This window comes from Streptomyces sp. SID3343 (genome assembly GCF_009865215.1).
Classification (GTDB): domain Bacteria; phylum Actinomycetota; class Actinomycetes; order Streptomycetales; family Streptomycetaceae; genus Embleya.
The window spans coordinates 1-1926 of record NZ_WWJX01001241.1 but is presented as its reverse complement, the minus strand read 5'-3'; the positions used below and the strand labels follow the sequence as shown (position 1 = coordinate 1926).

Sequence of the window (1926 nt, the reverse complement as noted above, 5' to 3'; positions counted from 1 at the left end):
CTGGCCCCGGTAGGAGCGGCCGATCCACAGGCCGGTCTCCAGGCCGCCCGCGGGGGCCGGCTGGAGGCGGGCCGCGCCGACGACGCGGCCGTCGACCAGGATCGCGTAGGTGGTCGGGGTGGCGGCCCATTCGTGGTGGAAGGCCAAAAAGGCCGCCCGGCGATCGGCGGTCCAGCCCGGCGGGCCGTCCACCGGCGGCATCACCTCCAGCGGATCCGCGTCGGCCACCGCCGCGTCCAGGAGCGCCGTGGTCAGGTCCTCGTCCAGGCGGAGCAGCCGCACCCGTGCATCGTCCACTCTGGGAGGGTGGCCGCGGCGGGGCGTCGACGTCAAGGCGACCGCGGGCGTCGACGCCCCACCGTCGCCGGGAACCTCGGCGTCAGCGGTCCTTCTTCGGCGAGCACGCGTTCTTGTCCGCCGTCTGCAACTCGATGTTCTTCGGCGGCTCCACCGGCGTGGCCGCGGTGTCGGGGGCGTTCGCCGGCGGCGCCGCCGGATAGTCCTTGCCGATCAGCACCTCGAACCTGGTGACGGCGGCGACTTTGCTCTCGACCAGCGCGGAGGCGGGGAGCCCGATCGACGCGGCCAGGCTCTCGGCCGCGTCGAGGCGCCCCTTGGGATAGGTGAGGGTGCTGAGTTCGTGCGTCCTGCCGTCCTTGGCGTTACCGGCGTTGACCGCGACGAACCTGCGGGCGACCAGGTCGGCCGCGACCTCGGTCGCCTTCCTGTGCACGCCGCTGCCGTTGCGCACGTCGACCTTGAGCGTCGAGGGGTCGACCTTCGGCGGTTCGGGGACGGCCGCCGGCGGTGGGGCCGCCGGCGCGGGCGCCTCGGTCGCCGGCTTGTCGTCCTTGGTCACGGCGGTGTCGTTGCGCAACATCGCGAGCAGGTTGTTCGCCTCCGGTTGCTTGGGCTGGACCTTGGCCTTGTTCGGCGCGTAGTCCTCCACCGGCAGCGTGGTGAAGGCCATCCGCTTCTCCGGGACCTTCTTCAGTTGGTTGCCGAGCGAGATCAGCTTGTCCACGGCGCCCAGGCCCTCGTCGACCGTCAGCGACTCGACGGCGATCCCGGCCAGCTTGAACATGCCGTCCACATTGGTCAGCGACGCGCTGTTCTTGAGTTTGCGGGTGAGGGCCATCAGGAACGCCTTTTGCGCCTTGATCCGGGCGAGGTCGCTGCCGTCGCCGAACGCGTGCCGAGCGCGCAGGAATTTGAGCGCGGTCTCACCGCTGAGCTTTTGGTCGCCCGCGTCGAGCCTGAGGTCGGTGCCGCCGCCCTGGTTCGGCAGGACCGGGTCGTTGATCGGCTCGGCGATGCACATGTCGACGCCGTCGACGGCGTCGGTCATCTTCTTCACACCGGTGAAGTCGATCATGATGTAGTGGTCGACCTGGACGCCGAGCATCTTGTCGACGGTGGACACCGTGCACGGCGGACCGCCGTTGGCCAGACTGGTGTTGAAGGACTTCACACCGGTGGACGCCGGATACGTCCTGCCGTCCACGACGCACTTGGGTATCGGCACCATGGTGTCGCGGGGAATGCTGACCAGCGTCGCGTTGGTGCGGTCGGCCGAGACGTGCATCAGGATCGTGACGTCGGCGAGGCCCTGTTCGTGCTCGGCCGCGCCGTACTTGTTGCCCAGACCCTTACGGCTGTCGTTGCCGATCAGCACGATGTTCAGGGCCTTGCGGCCGAACGCGTCCTCCTCGCCCTGGGGAACGCCCTCGCTGCCCGCGTTCTTGCGGGTGGTGGTGATCTTGCTGTCGAGGTACTTCACGTAGCCGTACGCGCTTCCGGCGAGCAATAACAGCACGCCGACCACCGAGATCGCGACCCACTTCAGGCGCTTGGTCACCGCGCTCTTCGGGGAGGCGGCCTTTCGCTCGGCCGAGCGGCCCGCCGGCGCGGCCGAGCGGCCGGACC

Annotated in this window: 1 protein-coding gene and 1 pseudogene; both read right to left on the bottom strand. The window is 69.8% G+C overall.

Going from position 1 to position 1926, the window contains the following annotated elements; all coding sequences use genetic code 11:
* Window positions 1–297 (bottom strand): annotated as a pseudogene (locus GT354_RS38645) (GNAT family N-acetyltransferase); the annotation flags it as partial.
* 82 nt (window positions 298–379) lie between these two features.
* The coding region (locus tag GT354_RS38640) for an LCP family protein (RefSeq protein WP_237535875.1) at window positions 380–1926 on the bottom strand (1547 nt) is incomplete at its 5' end.